At 59.5% G+C, this 24,097-nt stretch carries 14 protein-coding genes; 8 read left to right on the top strand and 6 right to left on the bottom strand.

Annotated features, from left to right (window positions below):
- The 4 genes from KJY40_RS16375 to KJY40_RS16360 are packed head-to-tail and all read left to right on the top strand — an operon-like array spanning position 1 to position 3,849.
- Entirely contained in the window at positions 1-1,635 is a 1,635-nt protein-coding gene (locus KJY40_RS16375) for an ABC transporter ATP-binding protein (RefSeq protein WP_230731196.1), read from the top strand.
- Positions 1,636-1,669: 34 nt separating this feature from the next.
- Entirely contained in the window at positions 1,670-2,206 is a 537-nt protein-coding gene (locus tag KJY40_RS16370; RefSeq protein ID WP_230731195.1) for a PAAR domain-containing protein, read from the top strand.
- Positions 2,207-2,209: 3 nt separating this feature from the next.
- Positions 2,210-3,247 carry a hypothetical protein gene (locus tag KJY40_RS16365; RefSeq protein WP_230731194.1) on the top strand — a complete coding sequence of 346 codons (1,038 nt, stop codon included), beginning with the start codon at positions 2,210-2,212 and terminating at the stop codon, positions 3,245-3,247.
- Between the two features lie 2 nt (positions 3,248-3,249).
- Positions 3,250-3,849 carry a hypothetical protein gene (locus KJY40_RS16360; RefSeq protein WP_230731193.1) on the top strand — a complete coding sequence of 200 codons (600 nt, stop codon included), beginning with the start codon at positions 3,250-3,252 and terminating at the stop codon, positions 3,847-3,849.
- Between the two features lie 66 nt (positions 3,850-3,915).
- Here the strand turns inward: KJY40_RS16360 and KJY40_RS16355 are convergent, their stop codons facing one another.
- The gene (locus KJY40_RS16355; protein WP_085730743.1) at positions 3,916-4,233 is read right to left on the bottom strand and encodes an SCP2 sterol-binding domain-containing protein; all 318 of its coding nucleotides are present in this window, start codon (positions 4,231-4,233) and stop codon (positions 3,916-3,918) included.
- A 48-nt stretch (positions 4,234-4,281) separates the two neighbouring features.
- On the bottom strand, positions 4,282-4,992 hold the full coding sequence (locus tag KJY40_RS16350; RefSeq protein WP_230731191.1) for a histidine phosphatase family protein: 711 nt from the start codon (positions 4,990-4,992) through the stop codon (positions 4,282-4,284).
- A gap of 207 nt (positions 4,993-5,199) precedes the next feature.
- Here KJY40_RS16350 and sohB point away from each other — a divergent pair, with 207 nt between their 5' ends.
- Both sohB and KJY40_RS16340 read left to right on the top strand, forming a co-directional pair.
- Positions 5,200-6,222, top strand: coding sequence for a protease SohB (sohB, locus tag KJY40_RS16345; protein ID WP_230731181.1), 1,023 nt, complete (start codon positions 5,200-5,202; stop codon positions 6,220-6,222).
- 190 nt (positions 6,223-6,412) lie between these two features.
- Complete coding sequence (locus KJY40_RS16340) at positions 6,413-11,296, top strand: dermonecrotic toxin domain-containing protein (RefSeq protein ID WP_230731179.1); 4,884 nt, start codon at positions 6,413-6,415, stop codon at positions 11,294-11,296.
- Between the two features lie 42 nt (positions 11,297-11,338).
- On the opposite strand, the gene KJY40_RS16335 is transcribed toward KJY40_RS16340, so the two are convergent.
- Both KJY40_RS16335 and KJY40_RS16330 read right to left on the bottom strand, forming a co-directional pair.
- Positions 11,339-11,833, bottom strand: coding sequence for a DUF934 domain-containing protein (locus tag KJY40_RS16335; protein WP_085730747.1), 495 nt, complete (start codon positions 11,831-11,833; stop codon positions 11,339-11,341).
- The gene (locus tag KJY40_RS16330; protein WP_192561252.1) at positions 11,817-13,475 is read right to left on the bottom strand and encodes a nitrite/sulfite reductase; all 1,659 of its coding nucleotides are present in this window, start codon (positions 13,473-13,475) and stop codon (positions 11,817-11,819) included. The genes KJY40_RS16335 and KJY40_RS16330 overlap by 17 nt, the downstream gene beginning before the upstream one ends.
- Before the next feature lie 524 nt (positions 13,476-13,999).
- On the opposite strand from KJY40_RS16330, the gene KJY40_RS16325 reads away from it, so the two are divergent.
- Complete coding sequence (locus tag KJY40_RS16325; RefSeq protein WP_230731177.1) at positions 14,000-15,073, top strand: ABC transporter substrate-binding protein; 1,074 nt, start codon at positions 14,000-14,002, stop codon at positions 15,071-15,073.
- Between the two features lie 5 nt (positions 15,074-15,078).
- Here the strand turns inward: KJY40_RS16325 and KJY40_RS16320 are convergent, their stop codons facing one another.
- Positions 15,079-15,297: a DUF2970 domain-containing protein gene (locus KJY40_RS16320; RefSeq protein WP_065257810.1), complete on the bottom strand. Its 219-nt coding sequence runs from the start codon at positions 15,295-15,297 to the stop codon at positions 15,079-15,081.
- A 157-nt stretch (positions 15,298-15,454) separates the two neighbouring features.
- On the opposite strand from KJY40_RS16320, the gene KJY40_RS16315 reads away from it, so the two are divergent.
- Positions 15,455-20,242 (top strand): dermonecrotic toxin domain-containing protein, encoded by a 4,788-nt coding sequence (locus KJY40_RS16315; protein ID WP_230731176.1) that lies wholly within the window; start codon positions 15,455-15,457, stop codon positions 20,240-20,242.
- Positions 20,243-20,252: 10 nt separating this feature from the next.
- Here KJY40_RS16315 and metH read toward each other — a convergent pair whose 3' ends face one another.
- Positions 20,253-23,963 carry a methionine synthase gene (metH, locus tag KJY40_RS16310; protein WP_230731174.1) on the bottom strand — a complete coding sequence of 1,237 codons (3,711 nt, stop codon included), beginning with the start codon at positions 23,961-23,963 and terminating at the stop codon, positions 20,253-20,255.
- Positions 23,964-24,097 lie beyond the last annotated feature (134 nt).

Here is a 24,097-nt window from a genome sequence, read left to right as displayed (position 1 = left end):
ATGCGTGAACATCTGATCGAAATACGCGACCTGCGGGTGGCGTTCAAAGGGCAGGAAGTGGTGCATGGCATCGACCTCGATATCTGCCCGGGGGAATGTCTGGCGCTGGTGGGCGAGTCGGGTTCCGGCAAGTCGGTGACGGCCCACAGCATCCTGCAACTGTTGGACCCTACCATCACGCAGATTGACGGCAGCATCCGCTACGGCGGCGAAGAGTTGCTGGGTGTACACGAGCGCTATCTGCGGCAACTGCGCGGCAACCGCATCGCGATGATTTTTCAGGAGCCGATGAGTTCTCTAAACCCGTTGCACAGCATCGAGCGGCAACTCGGCGAAAGCCTGGCGCTGCACAAGGGCCTGGCGGGCGCGGCGGCGCGCAAACGGATTCTGGAGCTGTTGGAACTGGTCGGTATTCAACGACCGCGCGAGCGGCTGAAGGCGTATCCGCATCAGCTCTCCGGCGGGCAGCGGCAACGGGTGATGATCGCCATGGCACTGGCGTGCGAACCGCAGTTGCTGATCGCCGATGAGCCGACCACGGCCCTCGACGTCACGGTGCAGCGCAGGATTCTGTTGCTGCTCAAGGAACTGCAACAGCGGCTGGGCATGGCACTGCTGATCATCAGTCACGACTTGAATCTGGTGCGCACCATCGCCCAGCGGGTGGCGGTGATGCGCGCGGGCGAGATCGTCGAACATGCAAGCTGCGAGCAACTGTTCCGCGCGCCGCAGCATCCCTACAGCATCGAATTGCTCAACGCCGAACCCGGCGGTGCGGCGCTGTGTAGGGATGCAGCGGAGGATTTGCTTGAGGTTCGCGATCTGCATGTGCGTTTTCCGCTGGGCGGCGGATGGCTGCGGGCCAAGTCGTATCTGCATGCGGTCAATGGCATCGATCTGAACCTGCAACGGGGCAAAACTCTGGGCATTGTCGGTGAGTCGGGCTCGGGTAAATCCACACTGGGTCAGGCGATCCTGCGCCTGATCGACGCCGACGGTAGCATCCGCTTCAAGAGTGAGGCGCTTGAGCAGCTCAGCGGCAAACAATTGCGTCCGTTGCGCAAACGCCTGCAAGTGGTATTTCAGGATCCGTTCGGCAGCCTCAGCCCGCGTTTGTGCGTGGAGCAGATCATTGCCGAAGGTTTGCAGGTGCACAGTGACCTGAATGTGCAGGCGCGCGAGCAGGCAGTCATTGATGTATTGAAGGAAGTCGGGCTCGATCCCGAGACTCGCCATCGTTATCCCCACGAGTTTTCCGGTGGGCAACGACAACGCATCGCGATTGCCCGGGCGCTGGTGCTCAAGCCGGATCTGATCCTGCTGGATGAGCCGACCTCGGCGCTGGATCGCACGGTGCAGAAACAGATCGTCGCGCTGTTGCGCCGGTTGCAAGAGGAGCACGGGCTGACTTATCTGTTCATCAGTCATGACCTGGCGGTGGTGCGGGCGCTGGCCCATGACTTGATCGTGATGAAGGACGGAGAGGTGCTGGAGCGCGGGGAGACCGCAGCGTTGTTTCACTCGGCGAGCCATCCCTATACGCGGGAGTTGCTGGCAGCATCGTTTGTGACACCGGTCACGGCAGAGACGGGCAGGCAGGAGGCCAGCCTTTCACCGGCAGGGCATATCCGGTAAATTTCCTGGCACCGCTCATACAAGGATGTAGATGATGGCAAAACCTGCCGCGCGCCTCAGCGATCTCAATGCCTGCCCGATCACCGGGCACGGTACCAACCCCAGCACCAGTGGTTCACCCGATGTGAACATCAATGGCATGCCCGTGTTGCGAGTCGGTGATAGCACCGCTTGCGGCGACTCGGTCACCGAGGGCATCGGCAACATCCTGATCAATGGCAAGCCTATCGCCTTTCTCGGCAGTGCCACTGCCCACGGTGGAATGATCATCACCGGCTCCGGTGACGTTTTTGTCGGCACGCAGGTCGGTTCCGCGCCTTTCAGCCCGATTGTCACCGTGCCAAAGCACAGCGAACGCTTCCAGCTGGTGGACGAAACCACCGGCGAAGCAATTCCCGACATGCTCTATTGCATCGAAACCGGCGATGGACAGCGCCTCGTCGGTCATACCGACAGCCATGGCAATGCCGCGCGGGTATTCACTGCCGATCCGACGTCCATTGTTGTTCAGTGGGGCAAGGAAGCGGCCGCCCATCTGGATGCCCTGGGCATCGACTATCAAGGAGGCTGACGCGTGGCTGCACCAAAGAAGAAACAGGCCCAGACCACTGATCAGCATGCGACGACTCAGGTCACGGGAACGCTGGCACAGGACTATGTGACGGTGGTGGGGGCTTCCTACATGTCGACCGTAGAAAACTGGCGCGGGCAGAAGGGCAATAAAATGCGCTTCATCAATCAAGGCATCCGCCAACTGACGAAGTATCCCGAAGGCACGCCAGGTTTTTCGAAACAGCGGGTCTTTCTGATCTTCAAGGATGACTACCCGGAAAACCTGCTGGCGGCGTTGAAGCTGGTGGTCGAGCGCGACCATGGTGCTCAATACCGGGAACTGGATTCAATATCCGGCCTGGTGGATTTCATCTTTGTCCGGCAACGCCGCGGCAGAGAAATCAAACAGCTGGATTTCTTCTCCCATGGCGTAGTGGGAGCAATCGAGCTGGGATACGAGCTCGATAAACGGGAGAGTTACCGATTGCGCGATGCCCAGGCAAAAATGTTCAAGCCGGAAGCGTTTGCATACGGTGCAAGGATTCACTCTTATGCCTGTCGCACCGGGCTGGGCATCAACGCCGAGCGTTGGGTGCTCGAGGGCGAAGACCCTCATTATGAACTGAGTCTCGCGCAGACCATGGCCAATGCCACCCGCACAACCGTCATGGCGTTTCCGCGTCGCAGTAATTACGACACGACCTATGGCACCAACGCGGAGCGGCAATCGGTGCCCGGCACGCGTCAGCGTATGGTTTCCGACAGGGAGGCAATGGAACGCTACACCAGCAAGAATATCGAGTATCAAAGAAAACTCGCAGAACACCGTAAGGCAGAGAAGGACCCGACGGCTGAGCTTCCAGATGAAAAGGCCCCGCAGAAACCCCTTCCAACGGTTACTGATGAGGAGCGCAAATTGGTAGCACATGAGGACAGCCGGAGTTTTCACGAAAAAACGGTGGGTTATCCGCTGGATGCGTTGGGTGCACATCGTGATGTCCGGTCCGGGGATACTCCCACCGGCGTACCAGCCCATCTTCTTGAATACAGACCTGCTTGAGAATGCTGCGTTTATCGAGAAAGAACAGCTTCCTGTTCATCCTGCTGGCGGTGTTCATCACGACGGCATTTTTTTATTACAGCAAGGAAGATCGAATGTCCGCCAGGGTAATGATGTATTACGGCGACTGGAGCCCTGAAGAAGCGCGTTTCGACGCGACACGATGGTTCAGCTCGGGAATGTATCGACCGCGTTTGATGGGTACGCCTTCCGCACAGAGTCCTGTCACCATGCTGCGCAACAGCCCTGATCCATTGAAGGGCATTTCGAATGACGAGTTCCTGACCAAAGTGCTGGTTGCGATGGAGGAGCGTTATCCGAAGGTGAATACAGAGGAGCTGGTTCTCGATACGCCGGATCTTCGTCGTCAGATCCGTTATGCCTACAGTGCATTTTCCCAACCGGACAGACCGGTGGACTCGTATTGGCTGTTTGTAACCATTGGGGGTGACACGTTTGTCATCACGATTGACTGGGATGTCAACGACAAAAGGTTGCTGACGGGGCCGGTGGCCGAGCATCTGGCGCAGGAGAGTGAAGCGGGCATCGCGTTTCGAGACGTGCAGCGAGAGCTGGAAAGAGTGTCTGGTTCAACGCGTTGATGGTTACGCTCTCAAGAAGCACGAATCCCGCCAGGAAGGCGGGATTCGTGGATTGCGTCCGGACGTTTACGCCGGGAACAGCTCGGACAGTTTCATCGACAGCATCATGTCGCCTTCAACGCGCAGCTTGCCGCCCATGAAGGCCTGCATGCCGTCGGTTTCGCCGCTGACGATACCTTTCAGGGTTTCGCTGTCCAGCACCAGCGTGCAGTTGGCGTCGGCATTTTCGCCTTCCTGGATGTCGCAAGTGCCGTCTTTGACGATCAGGGCGTAGTGCTTGTCTTCGTCAGTGATGTTGAAACCGAAGATCAGATCCAGACCGGCAGCGGCGGCTGGGTTGAACTTGGCTTGCATTGCTTTTACGGCATCAGCTACGGAGGTCATGGTTCGATCCTTTTTGGTTGATTGCAGCAGGGTCACAGTAATCCGGACTCAGCGAAACGTGATGAGTTCCGGGGCCTTCAGCAGTTGCAGGTGTGCATGACTGTTGAAGGAAGCCAGAGTCACCTCGCGACCGCGAAACTTCAGCTGGTTGAGCGAGGTGTTGACGATTTGCCAGTTCAGCTCAAAGGCCTGCCGGGCAGGCATTTGAGTGATGAGGTGGAGCAGGGCGGTGATCGTGCCACCGGAGGTGAACACCGCGATTTTCTGGGTGTTGTCGGCCTGTTCGAGAATTCGGTGCAACCCGGCCTGTACCCGCTCGACGAAACCCAGCCAGCTTTCCAGGCCTGGAGTGTCGTAGGTGCCAGCGAGCCAGCGTTCGATGATCAGGGCGAAGATGCGCTGGAACTCGCCACGGTTTTGCGCGGCGTTGCGCAGGATCTCCAGGGCTTCGGGCTCGTCGGGCAACATGGCCGGGAGCAGGGCGCGGATCACGGCGTCGGCGTCGAATTCGTTGAAGGCCGAATCGATTTCCAGCGTTGGTACCGGCAAACCGACGGCGGCGAACTGTTCCAGCGCGCTGTTGGCCGTGTGTTGCTGGCGGCGCAGGTCGCCCGACAGGCAGCGGTCGAAGCTGATTCCGAGTTCGGCAAGGTGGCGGCCGAGGATTTCTGCCTGGCGTACACCGGTCGGCGACAGGACGTCATAGTCGTCTGCACCGAAGGAGGCCTGGCCATGTCGAATCAAGTAGATGCTGCCCACGTCCGCGTCATCCCGGTACGTTGAAGGTTGTGGCGAGGTTATGGGGATGACGGTGAGCTGTCAATGAAAAAACATACGCTTGTTTGAAATGCTCGTTCCAGCCTTGTTGCCAGAGGTTTCACGGCTGGCCGACGGGCCGGTGCATGGGTATGCTGGAGCCAATTCCCGCGTGTGTTTCACGACCGCGCATCGCTTGAAGGAGTCACTGTGGAGTTTTTCACTGAATACGCCAGTTTCCTGGCCAAGACCGTGACGCTGGTCATCGCCATTCTGGTGGTGCTGGCGAGTTTTGCTGCGTTGCGCAGCAAGGGCCGGCGCAAATCCGCGGGCCAGTTGCAGGTCAGCAAGCTCAACGATTTCTATAAAGGCCTGCGTGAGCGGCTGGAGCAGACCCTGCTCGACAAGGATCAGCTCAAGGCCTTGCGCAAGGGCGAGGCCAAGGCCGAGAAAAAACAGAAGAAGAAACCTGACGCCAAGCCTCGGGTGTTTGTGCTGGACTTCGACGGTGACATCAAGGCCTCGGCCACCGAAAGCCTGCGCCACGAGATCACCGCGCTGCTGACCCTGGCCACGCCGAAGGACGAAGTGGTCCTGCGTCTGGAAAGTGGCGGCGGCATGGTGCACAGCTACGGCCTGGCCTCGTCGCAACTGGCGCGGGTCCGTGAAGCCGGCGTGCCGTTGACCGTGTGCATCGACAAGGTCGCGGCCAGTGGTGGCTACATGATGGCGTGCATCGGCGAGAAGATCATCAGCGCGCCGTTCGCCATCCTCGGCTCCATCGGTGTCGTGGCGCAGTTGCCCAACGTCAACCGCCTGCTGAAAAAACATGATATCGATTTCGAAGTGCTGACTGCCGGCGAATATAAACGCACGCTGACCGTGTTTGGCGAAAACACCGAGAAGGGCCGGGAGAAATTCCAGGAAGACCTGGACATCACCCATCAGCTGTTCAAGAACTTCGTTGCCCGCTACCGGCCGCAACTGGCGATCGACGAGGTCGCCACCGGCGAAGTCTGGCTCGGTATCGCGGCGCTGGACAAGCAACTGGTGGACGAACTCAAGACCAGCGACGAATACCTGGCCGAGCGTGCCAAACAGTCCGAGGTCTATCACCTGCACTACGCCGAGCGTAAAAGCCTGCAGGAACGCATCGGCATGGCGGCCAGCGGTTCGGTGGATCGCGTGTTGCTGAGCTGGTGGAGCCGTCTGACTCAGCAACGCTTCTGGTAAAGACTTCGCACGCTCGTGAGCTGTCAGGCTCGCGGGCGTGCTGCATTTTCAGCGGAAGAAAGTGCGGTACATAGTTATTTTATAGTTGCCTATTGTTGTTTTGCCGGTTGATTCATCAATTAATTGCGCTGTATTGAAAGAAGCTGAAACTTTACTCTGAGCGCTCTTCTCAGAAATAAAGTTGCTAAACATGGATGTTAAAAAAAGTAATTCGAATACGCCTGTCATGACGCCCGCTCAACAGGGCGTTTTTTTTGACCTGTATAAAAAGCAGATCCCCAACTGGTTGCTTGAGTCTTCGGAAACTGCTCGAAACGATCTCTATGAAAGTTTCAAGAAAAGTTTCAAATCCCGTCAGGCCGCGCGGGAACAATTGCGCGCACTGAAATCCCCTCAGAGTTTTTGCACGCCACTGCTGGCCAAGGCCATGGCTGAGAAACTGGGCGAACCGTTTGAGGTCGAAGGGGCGATATTTCAGCATGTCCGCTCTGCGTCGAGCCTCTTGGGGCTGTATAGAAAACTGGTGCTGCCCATCAATCGCGACTTGTTGACCGCGGCTTGCGAGAATTTCGAATTGTCGGAAACCCTGGCCAGCACGTATCACGAGAGTTCCTTGCTGTACATCCCGGAGCGAATAACCGGACGGAACAATAAGGTATTGTCGATACAGCCTCACGAATTTGCCAGACTTTGCCGGTATCTGGATCTGGGCAAGCAATACCAGAAACATATTGAGGGGTTCTTCGGCGGCGACAGTCAAATCGCAAGTTTGCAGGAGTCCGCTATTGCATATTCCAGGGATCAGTTTGATGTCGAACGGCACATCGCTTATATGCGCGGGCATATCAGTTCCGATGTTCACCAGATGCTTGGATCGGTGAGGAACTCGAATCCTGCAATCAAGCTGGGCAAGAACACCCTGGGTTATCAAAGCCTTGAAATGCTCGGAGTACAGCTCAAAGGCCCGATGTTCATCGGTCCGGTCAGCGAACATGCGGATGACGATTACCGTTGTGTCATCTATATGCCTGGCGATCCCGATCATCCTCTCAAGGAGTACCCCAGTTTCCAGAAGTTCGAGCTCGAGTTGAGCGGGCGTTTACGCAACTCGCAGTTTCGCAGTTTTTTCATGCGCTTCATCCCGATGAAGGATCGCTCGGTTTTCCTCACGGGACTCGACGTACGTCTGTTGAAAGCCCGACCGAACCAGTTCCCCTTTTCCGCGACCTTTCTTCCGCTGACTGGGGTCGATCTCCAGGGGGACGCAAGAGATAACCTGTTTCTCGCGATGTTCCAGCACCGCGCGGAGCAGGTTCGGGCCGATACTCGCCTGCTGGCGGTGCCGACGGATGATGAAGATGAGAAAACCCGCCTTGCCAGGCAGGACTCCTATAAAGCCATCGGGCTGAATACGCTGTTGTTCTTTGCGTCCTTCGTGCCGGTTCTCGGTGAGGTCATTTGTGCCGTCGCCGGGATCCAGTTGCTCGGTCAGATCTACGAAGGCATCGACAGTTGGGCCCACGGTGACCAGGAACATGCCACCGATTGTCTGTTCGATACGCTTGAAAACCTGGTCCTCATGGCGGGTTTTGCCGCAGGCGGTCTTGCTGTCGGCAAAGCCTACAAAGTCGTGCGTTCGTCGAGTTTCATCCAGGGACTTCGGCGCGTTCAGGTCGGCCCAATGTCTTATCGCCTGTGGAATCCGGACATGAAGGCTTACCGTCAGCGCGAGTCATTGCCGCGTAGTTTTGCTGCGGATGCGCAAGGGCTGGTATGGCGTGCAGACAACCGCTATTTGCCACTGGGTCCCGACGCGTATGCGGTGCGTCCGGTGACCGGCACCAGTTTGTGGGAGGTCCATGACCCGCACTTGCCCGGGCGTTATTCACCGTTGCTTGAGACCAATGGAGCTGGCGCCTGGCGTCATGACTCCGAGCTGCCCCATGAGTGGAGTTCATTGACTCTGTTCCGTCGTCTGGGTTTTCGCGAGGAAAGGATTTCGGACATCCGTGCCCTGCAAGTCATTGCTGCCAGCGGAGTCAGCCAGGCGGCCATGCGCAAGTTATTTGTCCAACGCAGCAAGCCAATGGCGATGCTCACAGACTCGGTCAGACGGTTTCGTGCAGATTCCGACGTCAGTGAGTTCATGGCGCAAATTGACACGCCCGCGTCTGCTTCATTGGCGGATGCCGATCTGCAACTTTATTCGCTGACATCGGCAGGTCGCTGGCCACGGGATATGGGCATCCTTGTGAAGGACATTACTGGTAACGAAGTGGCCCGCTATGGCGCAGACAAGACTGAACGCCAGGTGAGCATCAGTGAGGATGCACTGCGCAACGGTCAGTTTTATACGCCTCTTCTTGCGGCACTCAACGACAGTGAGCGCACACACTTGCTGGGTTCGGCCACTGTGGAGTCGAAAAACCAGATAGCGTTATTGGGTAAACATATTGCCGGGCTGGCGCCGCGGATGCGCATGGCGATGTTGGAGCGGTTGTTCCGGCGAACCGATGTCTGCGAGCTTTCCGCAGGCGAGACGATCATCAAGGCGTTTCCAGGGCTTTCAGCCAGTGTTGCCGACGAACTGGTGCAACATGCCGATGCGCGTGAGTGGGCGCAGCTTGGATCCGACACCGTACCGTTGCGTCTGGCCGAGGAGGCCAGGCGCTATCAGCAGGTGCAGCGACTAAACCGCGCGTACGAGGGGTTATACCTGGACGCCGCCAGCGGGCGCGATGCAGACATGCTGGTGCTCGATACCCTGAGGCACTTGCCGGGCTGGCCTGATGATGTATTTGTCGAAATTCTGGATTGGGGAGTGTACGCCGATCAGCGGGCCGTCATTGGCCCGAGCGATGCCCCACACAAAGTGCTTGTCGAAGCCTATGCCGAGCGCTATCAGGTCCAGGATCCGGGTAACAATAACGTGTCCAGTCATCCGGCACGCACCCGGGCGAATTTTTTCCAGGCGCTGTGGGAAAGCCTTCCAACCCACAGTCGCAAGGCCATCGGCGTTGACGCGCAAGTTGACGGCACGGGCTTGCGACAGAAAATCACTGCATTGGCGCTGCAGCGGCGCGAAGCCTTCGCCAGGGTGCTGGAAATTACACCGGTGCGATCGAGTTATCGTTCACCCATGGGGCTGGCAGATCCCCGGATCGAACAGGTCACTGTCGAGCAATCGGCACCTTCAAGCCATTCTCCTGGCATTTCCCCCGCGCCCACGCTCGTGCGTCGGGCGCAGGAGTTGTACCCGAGCCAATCAACCGCACAGATCAAACGTTTCGTGACCTCACTGGGCACCGATGAAGTACTGGCCATCAGATCGCTTGAGCGGTTGCACGAGCAATACCGAACGATGGTGGAAACCCTGGAGCGCTGGACTCATCGCAATACGTACTATCAGGATGAAGAAGGGCCCAGGCTCAAGGTGCCAGTCCACAGCAAAGCCCGGGCAATGCAAGCCATTTTGCGCGCGTGGCGCAAGGAAACCCGAGACGCGTCGCATTCGGGGCATCCGACCTACAGTCTGACGCTCGATCCGGTGCCGTTAGGGGAGATGCCGACCCTTATCGGTGACTTTGCCCACATCACCGCGCTGGAAATGAGCGGCGTGGGCGCCAGTGCAGGTTTGAACAGGTTTCTGCACAACTTTCCCGGATTGCGGGTGCTGAATCTTTCGGGGAACGGACTGACACGCATCCCTCTCGCGATCGGGGACATGCCGGGGCTGACGGGGCTGGACTTGAGCAACAACCGCATCCGGCTTACCGGGCAGACGATTGTGGAGCTGGCCAGCAAGCAGCACCTGCGTACGCTGGATATGGGTTTCAACCCGCTCCTGGGGCGCACTCCGGATATCAGGGCGCTGCGCAATCTGCGTCACCTGAACCTGCGCAACACCGGCATTAGCGAATGGCCCGCAACCGATGCGCTTGCGCATCTGGAAACACTCGATCTGCGCAACAACCAGATCGTCGATATCCCGCCGTCAGTGTTCAACTCTCGCGCTGTACTGAACCGGGGTACCGCCATCGACGGCAATCCGCTGTCGACAGAGAGTTTGCAAGCCATCGCGGCGTACCAGCAGTCACAAGGTATCAGTCTGGGCGTTATCACCACCGAGTACGCCTGCGCCGCGCGGTTGGCCGGAGGTCGGGAAGGGACCGCGTGGCTAAATGGCTTGCCGACGGTGGAGGTTGAGCGGGCGAAGCAAGTACTGTTGTCACTGTCGGCTGATCCGGACTCTCGGGATTTTTTTGAAGTGCTCATGCAACTGCGTGAAACCTCCGATTTTGCCCGAACCCGCGAACAGCTGGGCCAGCGTGTGTGGAATGTACTGGAGGCTGCCTGCGAGGACGACTCGTTACGTCGTGCGCTGTTTCGCATGGCCCGCGCAGGCTGGCTCAGTGCGCCCAACGTTGCTGGACTGTTCAGCGATCTGGAAGTCAGAGTTCTGTGTTATCGGGCAGCGGCAGCGGCCCGCACCGGCACGCAGACTCTGGAAGGCGATCTGGTTCGCCTGTTGCGCGGGCTGTTTCGTCTGCAGCAGGTGGAAAAACAGGCGTTGATCGATAGTGCGCGGCGTTCCCGCGCAGGCACCTTCACCCAGCGTCAGGCGCTGGACATCAGCCTTGTTTACCGGGTACGACTGGCGCAGCGACTGGCGTTGCCTGCACAACCCACGGAGCTGAATATGCCACTGGATGTCGAGGTGACCGATGCGCAGATCGATCACGCGTATCTGGAGGTCGTCAGGGCCGAGCAGACGACGCAACTCTCTGAGTGGGTCAACAGCCAGGAATTCTGGAACGAGTATTTGCTGACGACGCGTCAGGACGCATTTACCGGTGTGTTCGATCGCAGCGCTCAAGCGTTTGCGCGACTGGAAGCGCAAGTCGGACTGTCTCGTGAAGCCGCCAGTCAACAAATGACGACGATTTTAGACAACTTCAGAAATGAAAGCCTGGAGCTGCGTAAACAGTTGACCATTGCGGCGCTGGCGAGGCATCCGGGTCTGAGCTTGCCGGTCACGCCGGAATCGAACGAATTGGTAAAAACGCAGGGATAAGCAGCAATACCCGAGCCCGCGAATGCAGGCTCGGGTACACGGTCAACGGCGACGGAACAGCGGCAGCGGTTCGTCAGTGGCGGCCTGATAGGTCACCGAGAAGTCCTTGAGGCTTTCCAGGGCGTCGTACGGGTCTTTGTCCGCGCGCAGGGCGAAGGCATCGAAACCGCAACGGCGCATATAGAACAGCTGATCGCGCAGTACGTCGCCAATCGCCCGCAATTCGCCTTTGAAACCGTAACGGTCACGCAGCAGGCGGGCGTTGGAGTAGTTGCGACCGTCGGTGAAGGCCGGGAAGTTCAGGGCAATCACCTGGAACTGATCCACGTCGTCACCGATTTCCTCGGCTTCTTCGTCGGCGTCCAGCCACACACCCAGACCGCCATCGCGGGCCTTGAGCATGCGGGCGTGTTCACGCCACAGCTGCAGCGGGACGATCAGGTCGTCGCAGTTGCTGATTTCGTCGATGTTGAAATCCTTGGGCAGCAGGTGCCAGGTCTCGTCGACGACCTCGTTGTTCTTAATGATTCGCTGCATAGACGCGTTCCTTGAAGAGGTCGATGCCAATACGCTGGTAGGTGTCGATGAAACGCTCGTCTTCGGTGCGCTGTTCCACGTACACGTCGATCAGTTTGGAGATCACGTCCGGCATGTCGTCCTGGGCGAAGGACGGGCCGAGGATCTTGCCCAGGCTGGCGTCACGGCTGGCGCTGCCACCGAGGGAGACCTGATAGAACTCCTCACCTTTCTTGTCCACACCCAGAATGCCGATATGGCCGACGTGGTGGTGACCGCAGGCGTTCATGCAGCCGGAGATGTTCAGGTCCAGTTCACCGATGTCGAACAGGTAGTCCAGGTCGTCGAAACGGCGCTGGATCGATTCTGCGATCGGGATCGACTTGGCGTTGGCCAGGGAGCAGAAATCACCCCCAGGGCAGCAGATGATGTCGGTCAGCAGGCCGATGTTCGGCGTGGCGAAGCCACCCTCACGCAGTTCGCCCCACAGGGTGAACAGCTGGCTCTGCTCGACGTCGGCCAGAATGATGTTCTGCTCGTGAGAGGTGCGCAGTTGACCGAAGCTGTAGCGGTCGGCCAGGTCGGCGACGGCGTCGAGCTGCTTGTCGGTGATGTCGCCCGGCGCAACGCCGGTCGGCTTCAGGGACAGGGTCACGGCCACATAACCTGGCTTCTTGTGCGCCAGGGTGTTGCGGGTGCGCCAGCGGGCGAAGCCCGGATGCTCTTTGTCGAGGGCGGCGAGTTCGGCGTCCTGGCTGCTCAGTGCCTTGTAGTCCGGGTCGACGAAGTGTTTGGCGACGCGATGCACTTCGGCTTCGGTCAGCGTGGTCTGGCCGCCGCGCAGGTGTTCCATCTCGGCATCGACTTTCTGGGCGAAGACTTCCGGCGTCAGCGCCTTGACGAGGATCTTGATCCGCGCCTTGTATTTGTTGTCGCGACGGCCGTAGCGGTTGTAGACCCGCAGGATCGCGTCGAGGTAGCTCAACAGGTCCTGCCATGGCAGGAATTCGTTGATGAAGGCGCCGACCACCGGGGTACGACCCAGACCACCGCCGACCAGCACGCGGAAACCGAGTTCGCCAGCGGCGTTGTGGACCGGCTCAAGGCCGATGTCGTGGACTTCGATGGCCGCACGGTCGGAAGTCGAACCGTTGACGGCGATCTTGAACTTGCGCGGCAAGTAAGCGAATTCCGGGTGGAAGGTCGTCCACTGACGAACGATTTCGCACCACGGACGCGGGTCGATCAGCTCATCGAACGCGACACCGGCGAACTGGTCGGTGGTGACGTTGCGCAAGCAGTTGCCGCTGGTCTGGATCGCGTGCATCTGCACGGTGGCCAGCTCGGCGAGAATGTCCGGGATGTCTTCCAGCGCCGGCCAGTTGAACTGCACGTTCTGGCGGGTACTGATGTGGGCGTAGCCCTTGTCATAGTCGCGGGCGATTTTTGCCATCATGCGCATCTGACGCGAGGTCAGCTGGCCGTAAGGCACCGCCACGCGCAACATCGGCGCGAAACGCTGGATGTACAGGCCATTTTGCAGGCGCAGGGGGCGGAATTCTTCTTCGCTCAGCTCACCTGCCAGATAGCGTCGGGTCTGATCACGGAACTGCTTTACGCGGTCCTCGATGATCCGCTGATCGTACTCGTCGTATACGTACATATAAGTCCTGTTCTCAGGCTTTGGGCTACTCGGAAAACGCTGCGTTTTCGCTTGCTGGAGTCCGATGATGCCTCTGCAATTACGCGCGCACGGCCGCGCACTCCCTAATGGAGCCGGGGCAATATACCCGTTTGCAGTTATGCGCAAAAGTGATGTTTGAGTATATGGAAAGAACCAAATCGCCTAACGAGAATCGCTTTCAACTAACCCACATTTGTCGTGCGGACAATCATCGTCTTAACTGTGGTCGAGTCTTTATGCAATCACCGATAAAACCGACAAGAGGCGATGCAATGAGCAATCCGACCAAGGCAAGGAAAAGCGATAGCAGTGTCGATGCGTGGGCCATTCTGTTCCTGATCATTCTGGTTGTTGGAACAGCTGTTTTCTGGGTCAGTCATCAGTAAGCGACAGATCCGGGCCCGGTTCCGACGATTGTCGGACAAAAGGCGGAATCCAGCGTCAATCGCCGGTGGATCGGTGGCTATAATGCGCGGCGATTTTTCCCTGGGCCCGGATGCTTCATGTTCAAGTTTCTTCACATCAGTCTGCTGCTGTTCGGCGCGGTTTTCGCAACCTGCGCGCGGGCGGAGTCCGTGCTGTTTTTGAACCCGGGATCGACCCAGGAAGCGTTCTGGGTCAGTTACTCGCAATTCATGCAGGCCGCCGCCCGGGATCTGGGGATTGACCTGCGTATCCTTTACGCCCAGCGCCAGCCTGAAGTGACCCTGGCACAGGCGCGACTGGCCCTGCAGGGGGGCGACCGCCCGGACTATCTGGTATTCGTCAACGAGCAGTACGTTGCGCCGCAGATCCTGCGCATGGCCAGTGACAGCGGCGTGAAGCTCTTTATCGTCAACTCGGCACTGACGCCCAACCAGCAGGCCCTGGTGGCGGATCGCGCGGATCGCGTCGGCAGCCTGGTACCCAACGACGAGGAGGGCGGCTACCTGATGATGAAGGAACTGATTCGCCTGCATCCTCCTGTGGCGCCCGGTAAAAGCATTGATCTGCTGGCGTTTTCGGGCCTGAAGATCACACCGGCGGCGCAACTGCGGGAAAAAGGCATGCAGCGTGCGCTGGCCGAGCATCCCCAGGTGCGTTTGCGGCAACTGGTCTACGGCGGCTGGACGCAGCAACGTGCCTACGAGCAGGCGAAGCAGTTGTTGGTCAGATATCCCGACGTGTCATTGGTGTGGGCGGCCAACGATGAAATGGCCTTCGGTGCGATGCGCGCCGTGTCCGAGGTCGGAAAAGAGCCGGGCAAGGACGTGTTGTTCAGCGCGGTCAACACTTCGCCCGAAGCCTTGCAGGCCATGGTCGACGGCCGTCTGAGTGCATTGCTCGGCGGGCATTTCACGCTCGGTGGCTGGGCACTGGTCGAACTGCATGATCACGCCCGGGGCGTCGACCTGAACCAGTATGGTGGTCGTGACCGGCAGATTCCGTTGCTGCAATTGATCGACAGAGAGTATGCCCGCCGAATGCTGGCCATGGGCGCCACTCCGGACTACGGCGTGCACTTTCGCAAATTGTCCGCGAAAGGCCGTCCGGTTTCGTATCGCTATCCGTTCAATCTGCAGACACTGATGCGCTGAGCGGATCAGGCGCCCGCCAGGTGCACCACCAGTTGCACAATGCCGAACAGCGTCAGGGCGAACACCGCCGTGAACGCAATGCCCAAAAAGATGAAATGGCTGGGCTTGCCGTGGGTGAAATCCCTTGCCCGGTTCTTGCCGCTCTGCACCCCGAACGCCGCAGCCATGACGCTGTGCAGCATCTGCCAGAAGGTCGGTGGCTTGTTGTCGACTGGATCGTCCATACATCCCTCGTCTCAAAGTGTGCCTGTTGAGCATAGTCAATTGGCTGGCGGCGTGAGAAATCGTTGGTAACGCCTGGTGGGCACCGACATAACTATCTACCACGGACGGGGGCCACCGAAATGGTGTGCTGATGCCTCACCTTACAGGAGAGGCACCATGCCAACGTTTCCGACTGCGGATTTGACACCCGCGGCTTCACAGAGCATCCACAGTCCGTTCCTTGAACAGGCCGTTCCCGATTGGCTGACGGATGCTACGGCGCAGCGCCGTGCACAACTCAAAAACGCCAGCGCAGCACTGCCTCGCGGGTATCGGCAAGCCTCGCCGCAGCAGCGACGAACCCTGAACGACAGCTTTACCGCAAGCTTCGTGGCCCAGTCCCGGCTGGACAGACACCTGTCATCCCTGCAAGACATCGACACTTTTGCCGAGCCTTTGCTGACCGAAGCACTGAAGGAAGAGTACGGCATCGAAATGGATGTCAAAACGATCTACCTGCGTCTGAACAAGGCTGTGAAAGCAGGGGTGTTTTCGGTTGAGGTGGGTGTTTTCGAGGTTCTCAAGCTGCCGCTGCTGCAGGCGGCGTTGCATAACTTCGAAGCCTCGGAGTGTGAGCCTGATGCATTCCATCGTTCATCCGGTTTTCTCGTCGAGTTGTGGAAGCCCGGAGAGCTGCTGCCCCTGACAACGCCGATGACCGTCACTCGATTCATGGCGTTATGTCGCTCGCTGGACATCGGGGCGAAGTATCAGGTTTACCTCAAGCGTTTTTTCCACCCAGCAGAGGCGCAGGTACAGTCGGCGTTGCGCGAGCATTTCATCGATGCCGCCCGGGCCGATCTGCGAGCTGCGGCAGAACAGGCACTGTTATGCAAAGACATCGAGCCTGCGGACTACTCGATGATTCTGTCGGTCATCAATGGGAACCGCGACCCGCGGCTGGGTCGCCAAAAGGTCTGGTTTCACGAACTGAGCCTGATGAAGCATCGGATGACCGGTTGCGTGTGTTTTTCGATCAGTGAAGATGATCGCTATACCGATCAGTTGATTCTCTATATCCCCCATGATCCCCGGCATCCGCTGAAACGCTATACGCATGCACAAGTGTGGGACATGTTCAAAAAACGCTTCACTGAGCGCGATAGCGATTCGACCGGGCAGGCAACACCGACAGCGTATCAGCAGTTTTTCAGCCGGTTCGTGGCGTATGCCGACCGCGGGGATTACTTCAGTCGGTTCACTCGCGATGCGCCGGATACCTCGATGGCCGGGCGTGTTTTTCTGGAGGGTCTCACCACCTTCAACCCTTTCGTTGGCTTCACATTCATCCATGAGTGGCCACCCTTTGTGCAGCGACAAGTGCCGGAAGACGACCCCTATCTGGCGCCGTACGTCATTCCCCGCGAGGGCGATGATCCCACGTCGGAAAACGTCGACCTGTGGAACTACCTCTTCGATCGACACCGCGCGCGGATCATTGCCGATGCCAGCAGTCACGCCGTGCCCACGGCTGATGTCGATGCGAAGGTGCGCAAAGAAAAACTCGCGGCATTGCTGAACATCGGCATGCTGGTGCTCACCACGGCGGCGGGGTTTGTGCCCGTACTGGGCGAAATCATGATGTCCGTCATGGTCGGTCAGTTGCTGGAAGAGTCCATCGAAGGTGTCATCGAGTGGAGCGAAGGGGATCGCAAGGCTGCCATGGCGCACTTGATCGATGTGGCGGAAAACCTGGCGCAGTTCGGTGCGCTCGCCGGCGCCGGTAAAGCTCTGGCCCGCATCAGAGCGGCAAAAGCCGTGCCGGTGATCGAGCAGCTGCAGCCAGTAACATCGGCCAGCGGCGAAACCCGGTTGTGGCATCCGGATCTGACCGCCTATGAAAGTCCCGATGCACGGCTTCCTCAAGGCGGGCCCAATGCCCTGGGACAATTCGTTACGCCGGAAAAAACCTGGATCCGGATACAGGGCAGGGCTTTCGAGAAAACCTGGGACAAGTCTCTCAAGCGCTGGCGTATCCGGCATCCCGCCGACCCCCAGGCGTACCAGCCGGTGCTGAGTCACAACGGCTTGGGCGCCTGGCGCCATACCCTGGAGCGTCCGTTGTCCTGGGATCGATTGACGTTGCTGCGTCGTATCGGACACAGCACTCACGTGCTCTCCGACGAGCAGTTGCTGGCCATCGCCGACATCGGCGGTGTCAGCGACAACACACTGCGCAAAATGCACCTGGATAATCTGCCGCCGCCACCTGAACTGGCCGATGCGCTGCAATTGTTCGAAGCGCCTCGTGGCACTGCCGCACCGGATGTACGGATTACCAGACTGCAACACGCATGTCCGGGGCTCGGCGACCACGCCGCCCGGGAAGTTCTGGCCCATGGGGATGCCGATTCGCTGGCAGTTTTGCAAACTTCGAAACCGGTGCCTCGCGGCTTGCTGGAGGAGGCTCGCTGGCACGTACGGCAGGGGCGGGCGAGCCGCGCCTATGCCGGTTTGTATCAGGAGCATCCTTTGATCGACAGCGGGCGTCTGGCCTTGCGGTTGCTCGAAAAACTGCCGGGCTGGCCGGGCGATGTGCGCCTGGAGCTTCGCGACTTGCACATCCACGGAACGCTACTCGAGGCGATTGGCAGCGAATCGGCGACCAGCCGGGTTGTTCTGGTCAGGCAGGGGCCGTTGTATCAGGCATTTGGCGGCGACGGGCAGGCATCGGCCGGTCGGCTTGATACGTTTTTTCCCTCCCTCGTCCGCACATTGCCACAAGAGGCCAGACAGGCTCTGAGGCTTTCCGGAGTTGAGAACAGCGCCAGGCTGCAACGCACGATCGTCGATTACGCCACCGCGCACCCTGAACAGGTTCGCTCATCCGTGGCGGCATCAGGCCAGGGCGTACGGGCGTACAAACCACCGGCGCGTCTCGAAGATCGTCGAGTGGGGTATTTCGCCAGCGGCGAGGGCGCAGTGGGACGTTCGGGCGTCAATACCGCTCTGGTCGTGCGGTTACTTGATCTCTATCCGAACCTGGATTTCCGACAGGCCAACGGCGTGATCCTCAAGGCAATGAGAGAAGGGCAAAGTGATGCGCAGATCATGCAGGGCCTGTACGACCGTGCGCGCGAGTGGGAGCGCCTTGAATCAACGCTCGATCACTGGGCCGCTGCCGGGCCTCGCCTCGAAGAACGTGTGAGAGCCGTGCGCCAATTGAAACACTGCTGGCGTTATGCGCCTCTGGCCGCAGACAACCCCGGTTACAGTCACCTTGAATGGGTCTGCGACGACCCGCTGCCGCCTGTGTTGGCGCGTTTCCCCCACGTGAAAACCCTGCGCCTGCAATCACGTCGCTCGGAAGTTGCACAGGTTCGCGGGTTCCTTCGTGCTTTTCCCGAGGTTCGCCATCTCGATCTCAGTGAGTGCGCGCTGACCACCAACCCGATTCCGTCGGACACCCGCGCGAAACTGATCGATCTCGATCTTTCCGGCAATCCGCTGTATCGGCTGGATGTCTCGAGCATGCCGGACCTGGAGGTGCTGAACCTCAGCGGTACGCTGTTGCGGCAATGGCCACGGGGAGCCGAGAACCTTCAGGCGTTGCGCTGGCTGGATCTGCGCAACACCCGGATTACCAGTCTGGCGCCGCAAGTCCTGACCCGCGATGAACTGTTGATCAACATGAATCTCACCGGCGCCCCCTTGACGCCGCAAGCACAAGGTCACTTGCACGCCGCGCAGTACCGGGTCGAGTCTGCGCTGGGGCTGCCGGAAGGTGCGTTGGCAAGGTTTGCCCGCGAACCTATCCCTGAACCCTATCGAATGCCTCTTGAGACGGGGTCACGCGTGGCGTCGCGGTTGTTGCCGCTGCCACCGGCTCCGCTTGCCGACGAGAGTCTTGCTTCCTTTGTCAGCCGTTTGCAGCGGGTGATTCCCGACCTGTCGGAACAGGACGCCGTTGAAGTGGTTGAATATCTGCGCGCCGGTGCCTCCGACGCGCAGGTCAATGCCCGTATCAATGACTGGAGTCAGCGATTCGAAGCGCTGACACGGCACTTGAATGGCTGGATCTTCGTGCGGCGCAGTGCCGAACAGCGTTTCAGGCACCCGCGCATTTCGTCGGAAGGCCGGGCAGAGGCGGCGCGAAAAATAATGGAATGCTGGCGGCTGGGCTTGCCGGGTGAGGCCGCTGGAACCGATTATGTGCTGGATCTGGAGGGGACTCTTGGCGTGGGGGCATTGCCGGGGCTGCCGGAAACCTTTTCCCATGTGGCGGGCCTGAATCTCCGGGGGCTGGAGTTGAGCGAGCAGGGCGTCAAGGACTTCCTCGCGTCATTCAAGCAGGTGGAAACCCTGGATCTGGCCGCCAATGCGCTGGAAACCCTGCCTGAAGCCGTCGGCGATATGGTGCGACTCGAGCAACTGGACCTGTCCGCCAATCGCTTGCATGACGCGAACGCAGTCGCTCAACGGTTGGGCACGCTGGAACACCTCAAGCGCCTGAGTCTGAACTACAACCGTTTCAGGGCTTTCAATGCCGAGGCTTTGGAGGGGTTGGAGTTGCTGGAGCTGAACCACAATCGGCTCCAGGAATTCAATGGAACAATTGCGCCCTGGCTCGAACGACTGCACTTGAACGGCAACAATCTCAAGGAGTGGCCGGCGGGGGTGTTACAGGCAGAACGTTTGCACACGCTGAAACTGACGGGCAATCCGATCAGGGACATTCCTGCGCAGGCGTTTGATGGCCTCCATGACGAGTTGCTTGCCGGTACCCGCTTGTCGGGACATTACCGGTCATTGTCGACAGACTGTCTGCAACGGGTCCGTGCCTGGCTTGACCGCACAGGCGGGGATTCGGCGCTGGGGATTTCCCGGGAGAGGCTTGAGCAATGGCTGGCGGACAGGGAGTGGGAGGAACCGGACGGTTCCTCCTCTTCCGAAGAGGACGATTGAGGCCGATGGCTCAGTTGTCGTAACCCAGGTTCGGCGCCAGCCAGCGCTCGGTCAGGCTCAGTTCCTGGCCTTTGCGCGAGGTGTAGCTCTGCACCTGGTCCTTGTCGATCTTGCCCACGGCGAAGTACTGCGCCTGCGGATGGGCGAAGTACCAGCCGCTGACCGCTGCCGCCGGGAACATCGCGTAGTGCTCGGTGAGGAACACGCCGCTGCGACCGGCGCGCATTTCCTGGGCTTCAGGGTCGAGCAGGGCGAACAGGGTGGCCTTCTCGGTGTGATCCGGGCATGCCGGGTAGCCCGGAGCCGGGCGGATGCCGGAGTACTGCTCTTTGATCAGCGCCTCGTTGTCGAGGGCTTCATCCTTGGCGTAACCCCAGTGCTCTTTACGCACCTGCTGGTGCAGCCACTCGGCGCAGGCTTCGGCCAGACGGTCGGCGAGAGCCTTGACCATGATCGAGTTGTAGTCGTCGCCAGCGTCCTGATAAGCCTTGGCCACTTCTTCGGCGCCGATCCCGGCGGTGGTGATGAAACCACCGACGTAGTCGGTCACTTCGCTGTCCTTCGGCGCGACGAAGTCGGCCAGGGAGAAGTTCGGCTTGCCGTCAGTCTTGATGATCTGCTGGCGCAGGTGATGCAGGCGGGCCATTGGCTTGCCGTCATCGCCGTACAGCTCGATATCGTCGTCGTGCACCTGATTGGCTGGCCAGAAGCCGAACACCGCACGGGCGCTGATCAGCTTCTCGTCGATCAGCTTGGTCAGCATCTCGCGGGCGTCCTTGTACAGCGAGGTCGCCGCTTCGCCGACCACTTCGTCTTCGAGGATGCGCGGGAACTTGCCGGCCAGGTCCCAGGAGATGAAGAACGGCGTCCAGTCGATGTATTCGGCCAGGACGTTGAGGTCGATGTTGTCCAGCACGCGGGTACCGGTGAAGGTAGGTTTGACCGGGGTGTAAGTGGCCCAGTCGAATTGCGGTTTTTTCGCGATCGAAGCGGCATAGCTCAGGCGCTCGGTGCGGGCGCTGCGGTTGGCGGTGCGTTCGCGCACGTCAATGTATTCTTCGCGGGTCTTCTCGACGAAACCGGCCTTCAGTTCCTTGGACAGCAACTGCGTCGCCACGCCCACGGCTCGGGAGGCGTCGGTCACATAGACCACCGCGTCGTTGCTGTACTTGGGCTCGATCTTCACCGCCGTGTGCGCCTTGGAGGTGGTCGCGCCGCCGATCATCAACGGCAGGTGGAAGTCCTGACGCTGCATCTCGCGGGCCACGTGGACCATTTCATCCAGCGACGGAGTGATCAGGCCGGACAGGCCGATGATGTCGCACTTCTGCTCCTTGGCCACTTGCAGGATTTTCTCTGCCGGCACCATCACGCCGAGGTCGACGATGTCATAGCCGTTGCAACCCAGCACCACGCCGACGATGTTCTTGCCGATGTCGTGCACGTCGCCTTTCACGGTGGCCATCAGGATCTTGCCCTTGGCTTCCGGCTTGTCGCCTTTTTCCAGTTCGATGAACGGGATCAAGTGGGCCACGGCCTGCTTCATCACGCGGGCGGATTTCACCACCTGCGGCAGGAACATTTTGCCGGCACCGAACAGGTCACCGACGATGTTCATGCCGGACATCAGCGGGCCTTCGATTACTTCGATCGGACGGGCGAAGGACTGACGAGACTCTTCGGTGTCTTCGACGATGTGGGTGGTGATGCCCTTGACCAGCGCATGCTCCAGACGCTTGTTGACGTCCCAGCCGCGCCATTCTTCGGTCTCGGCTTCCTTGACGCTGCCGTCGCCCTTGTACTTGTCGGCGATGGCGAGGAGGGCGTCGGTGCCTTCGGGCGTGCGGTTGAGGATCACGTCCTCAACGGCGTCGCGCAGTTCCTGCGGGATCTGGTCGTAGATCTCCAGCTGACCGGCGTTGACGATGCCCATGGTCAGGCCGGCGCGGATCGCGTACAGCAGGAATACCGAGTGGATCGCCTCGCGCACCGGGTTGTTGCCACGGAACGAGAACGACACGTTGGACACGCCGCCGGAGCTCAGGGCATACGGCAGTTCGTCACGGATGTAGGCACAGGCGTTGATGAAGTCCACAGCGTAGTTGTTGTGTTCTTCGATACCGGTGGCCACGGCGAAGATGTTCGGGTCGAAGATGATGTCTTCCGGCGGGAAGCCGACTTCGTTGACCAGAATGTCGTAGGAGCGTTTGCAGATTTCTTTCTTGCGCGCTTCGGTGTCGGCCTGGCCGGCTTCGTCGAACGCCATCACCACCACGGCGGCGCCGTAGCGCTTGCACAGTTTGGCGTGGTGGATGAACTGCTCGACGCCTTCTTTCATGCTGATCGAGTTGACGATGCCCTTGCCCTGAATGCACTTGAGGCCGGCTTCGATCACTTCCCACTTCGAGGAGTCGATCATGATTGGTACGCGGGAGATGTCCGGCTCACCGGCAATCAGATTGAGGAAGGTCACCATGGCCTTCTTCGAATCGAGCATCCCTTCGTCCATGTTGATGTCGATCACCTGGGCGCCGGCCTCGACCTGCTGCAGGGCGACTTCCAGGGCTTCGGTGTAGTTGTCTTCACGGATCAGGCGGGCAAATTTCGCGGAACCGGTGATGTTGGTCCGCTCGCCGACGTTGACGAACAACGAGCTGCGATCAATGGTGAACGGTTCCAGACCCGACAGGCGGCAGGCCTTGGGAATGTCCGGAATCTGCCGCGGCGCATAACCGGCGACGGCTTTGGCGATGGCTTCGATGTGGCCCGGCGTGGTGCCGCAGCAACCGCCGACGATGTTGAGGAAACCGCTCTGGGCGAATTCTTCGATGACCTTGGCGGTGTCCACCGGCAGTTCGTCGTACTCGCCGAATTCGTTCGGCAGGCCGGCGTTCGGGTGCGCCGAAACGTGGGTGCTGGCCTTGTCCGACAGTTCTTCCAGGTACGGACGCAGTTCGCGGGCACCGAGGGCGCAGTTCAGGCCGACCGAAATCGGTTTGGCGTGGGCCACGGAGTTCCAGAACGCTTCGGTGGTCTGGCCCGACAGGGTACGGCCGGAGGCGTCGGTGATGGTGCCGGAAATCATGATCGGCAACTCGAAGCCCAGCTCCTCGAACACACCTTGCACGGCGAAGATCGCGGCTTTGGCGTTGAGGGTGTCGAAGATGGTTTCGATCAGGATCAGGTCGGCGCCGCCCTCGATCAGGCCTTTGGTGGCCTCGGTGTAGTTCTCCACCAGTTCATCGAAGGTGACGTTGCGATAGCCCGGGTTGTTGACGTCCGGCGACAGTGAGCAGGTGCGACTCGTAGGACCGAGCACGCCGGCGACGAAACGCGGCTTGTCCGGGTTCTCGGCGGTCTTGGCGTCGGCCACCTTGCGCGCCAGTCGTGCGCCTTCTACGTTGAGTTCGTAGGCCAGCTCTTCCATGCCGTAGTCGGCCATGGAAATGCGGGTGGCGTTGAAGGTGTTGGTTTCCAGGATGTCGGCACCGGCATCCAGATAAGCTTTTTCGATACCGCCGATAACATCAGGACGGGTGATGACCAAGAGGTCGTTGTTGCCCTTGACGTCGCTCGGCCAGTCGGCGAAGCGTTTGCCGCGATAATCCTGCTCTTCGAGCTTGTAGCTCTGGATCATCGTGCCCATACCGCCGTCGAGAATCAGGATGCGCTCTTTGAGAGCTTGCTTGAGAGCTTGAAGACGGACGCTGCGATCGGACATTGGGACTACTCGAAAAGACCATGACGAAGGAGCGGGATCATAACAAACCTGTGCGGATTTAGAGCATGTGGCGCTTTTGCATGAATATCGTTCATGTTGGTACGGGCGTCATAACGGTAGAATCGCGGCGTTTT

The sequence above is a fragment of the Pseudomonas fitomaticsae genome (assembly GCF_021018765.1).
Classification (GTDB): Bacteria; Pseudomonadota; Gammaproteobacteria; order Pseudomonadales; family Pseudomonadaceae; genus Aquipseudomonas; species Aquipseudomonas fitomaticsae.
Note: the sequence above shows the minus strand (reverse complement) of the source record. Positions and strands in the feature narration are given on the sequence as shown.

Coding starts and splice junctions, on each gene's coding strand:
- KJY40_RS16375 (WP_230731196.1), top strand. CDS start 1: ATGCGTGAACATCTGATCGAAATACGCGACCTGCGGGTGGCGTTCAAA.
- KJY40_RS16370 (WP_230731195.1), top strand. CDS start 1,670: ATGGCAAAACCTGCCGCGCGCCTCAGCGATCTCAATGCCTGCCCGATC.
- KJY40_RS16360 (WP_230731193.1), top strand. CDS start 3,250: ATGCTGCGTTTATCGAGAAAGAACAGCTTCCTGTTCATCCTGCTGGCG.
- KJY40_RS16355 (WP_085730743.1), bottom strand. CDS start 4,233: ATGACCTCCGTAGCTGATGCCGTAAAAGCAATGCAAGCCAAGTTCAAC.
- KJY40_RS16340 (WP_230731179.1), top strand. CDS start 6,413: ATGGATGTTAAAAAAAGTAATTCGAATACGCCTGTCATGACGCCCGCT.
- KJY40_RS16335 (WP_085730747.1), bottom strand. CDS start 11,833: ATGCAGCGAATCATTAAGAACAACGAGGTCGTCGACGAGACCTGGCAC.
- KJY40_RS16330 (WP_192561252.1), bottom strand. CDS start 13,475: ATGTACGTATACGACGAGTACGATCAGCGGATCATCGAGGACCGCGTA.
- KJY40_RS16325 (WP_230731177.1), top strand. CDS start 14,000: ATGTTCAAGTTTCTTCACATCAGTCTGCTGCTGTTCGGCGCGGTTTTC.
- KJY40_RS16320 (WP_065257810.1), bottom strand. CDS start 15,297: ATGGACGATCCAGTCGACAACAAGCCACCGACCTTCTGGCAGATGCTG.
- KJY40_RS16315 (WP_230731176.1), top strand. CDS start 15,455: ATGCCAACGTTTCCGACTGCGGATTTGACACCCGCGGCTTCACAGAGC.
- metH (WP_230731174.1), bottom strand. CDS start 23,963: ATGTCCGATCGCAGCGTCCGTCTTCAAGCTCTCAAGCAAGCTCTCAAA.